The following is a 2,225-nucleotide window of genomic DNA, read 5'->3' on the forward strand; positions in this document are numbered from 1 at the left end:
AATATCATTTAAATACATAAGTCTGGTGAATCATTCGGTGAATCATTTTATTACAGATATTTACGTAACTTCATAAGGCAATTAACTGATTTGACTTTCGTCTTTGCAAACTGATTGTTTCATTTAAGACGCTTAAGATGCCTAATTACACTACCTTTTCTGTATTATTCTTTGTTCGTAAACACCATAACGAGACAAAGAAATTATTTATTTATGCACGAGTTACCGTTGATGGAAAACGCTCAGAAATCAGCCTAAAAAGATCAATATCGGTGAATCATTGGGACGTCTCAAAAGGACGTGCTCGGGGAACTGCTCCAAAAGCAAGAAGTTTAAACCAGTATTTAGACCAGGTTTATACTAAGTTTCTGGATTGCCACAAGCTACTATCTTCCGAGAACAAAGTAATATCTGCTCAAAGTATCAAAGCCCGTTTCTACGGGAATGATGAGCACCAAAAAACCTTGTTGGAATTAATGAGCTATCACAATTCTCATATGAAAAACGTGTTGAAACCCGGCACGATGAAGAATTATCGTACCACCGAAACCTATTTAAAGGAGTTTTTAAAGAAGAAAATGAACTGCAATGATATCAACATCAAACAAATCAACTATCGGTTTGTAACCGACTTTGAACAGTTCCTACGCAAGTATTCTGCTAAGGTTTCTCGAAAGACTTGTGGCAATAATGGCACGATGAAACATTTAGAACGTTTCAAAAAGATATTGAACCTTTCAATTAGGCTGGAATGGCTGGTAAAAAACCCTTTTGACAATTTCCAATTCAGATTCGAGAAAAACGAGCGACAATATTTAAGCAAGCGAGAACTTCAATTAGTAGAGACTACAGAATTTACTAATAGCAGCTTACAAAAAGTCAAAGATGTTTTTATATTCTCCTGCTATACTGGGCTTTCTTATATAGATTTAAAAGAATTGACCATTCATCAGATTATTAAAGGAATCGATGGCAGCAACTGGATTTATACCAAACGTGAAAAAACGGATGAAACGGTAAAAGTGCCACTTTTGTCTCAGGCCCAAAATATTATGGATCGATATGGCGATAGTATAAAAGACGAATTTTTATTCCCGGTATTTTCCAATCAAAAGGTCAATAAATATTTAAAAGAAATCATGTTGCAATTGAAAATAAGAAAAAATATCACTTTCCATTCCGCCAGGCACACTTTTGCAACAACGGTTACCTTATCGAACGGCGTACCTATAGAAACGGTCTCTAAACTTTTAGGACATACCAAATTATCTACCACTCAGATTTATGCACGGGTTTTGGAAGGTAAATTAAGTGAGGATATGTTGCTGTTGAAAGAAAAACTTAGTTTATGTGAGTCTGAGGACACAAACTTAGTTGCTCTCGATGGAAGCAATGAATAAGGATTGGTTTGAGAATAGTAAAGGATTATTAGATAAGGATACTATAATTTTTCCTTTGCAACCTCCGGGCGCAAAGCAAGATTGTCATGACAATGACACATCTTGCTTTGCTATCTCAAATGAAATCTCCCTTGTGGCTTTTACCGTTTACTTTGTAAATCTCATTATCGACTTATAAACCATGTTTCTTTTACTAGAAGAATCTTTTTTTCTACTTGACTTAAGTCATAGAGCTCAATATTAAAGCGGATAGGAACCGTTTAATTAAGTGCTTTTTATATTTTTTCTTTTTCATCAGCATATTTTACTAGACACCACTTACTCTTACTCATCATTATATTTTTGATGAGAAAACGATGAGCGCCTAAATCCTTGATATCAATAGCCTCAACTCTTATCTCTCATCATTCATCAAAAATAAGGTATACTTTACGTTCTTTTTCCTCCAACTGCGGCATAAATTGTAAGCAATGATGAGAAACTTACGGAAAAGACTGTAAATACGAGTTCTCGCCAGCTTATCAAATACTCATCAATCAGTATTTTTAAGGTTTTCATTAAAATTCTGTAATAAGAATCATGTTTGATATTTCAGGGAGATTTTTAACGGTTTTCTATTTGAATCGAATGGTACTAAAAGAGTCCGTTTTTCAGCTTTTTTTGACGCCTTTGCCGCAAATCCATGCCTATTTACAGGTCTTTTCAGAGCATTTGACGCAAATTTAGTAAAAAAGCATAAACTAAAATATGATAACTTATTTACAATCAATGAATTAGGAATATATAACATCGCGCTGCGTGTTACCCTCTTGCTATTCCTAATTT

Annotated in this window: 2 protein-coding genes; one reads left to right on the forward strand and one right to left on the reverse strand. The window is 34.2% G+C overall.

The window, feature by feature from the left end:
- Positions 1–137: 137 nt before the first annotated feature.
- The gene (locus ES724_RS16370) at positions 138–1,400 is read left to right on the forward strand and encodes a site-specific integrase (protein WP_146935049.1); all 1,263 of its coding nucleotides are present in this window, start codon (positions 138–140) and stop codon (positions 1,398–1,400) included.
- Between the two features lie 577 nt (positions 1,401–1,977).
- Here the strand turns inward: ES724_RS16370 and ES724_RS16625 are convergent.
- A partial coding sequence (locus ES724_RS16625) for a hypothetical protein (protein WP_211362782.1) occupies positions 1,978–2,225 on the reverse strand: 248 nt, incomplete at its 5' end.

The sequence above is a fragment of the Gillisia hiemivivida genome (assembly GCF_007997295.1).
Taxonomy (GTDB): Bacteria; Bacteroidota; Bacteroidia; order Flavobacteriales; family Flavobacteriaceae; genus Gillisia; species Gillisia hiemivivida.

Excerpts from the sequence above, each read along its gene's own strand:
- ES724_RS16370 (WP_146935049.1), top strand. The coding sequence starts at position 138 with ATGCCTAATTACACTACCTTTTCTGTATTATTCTTTGTTCGTAAACAC.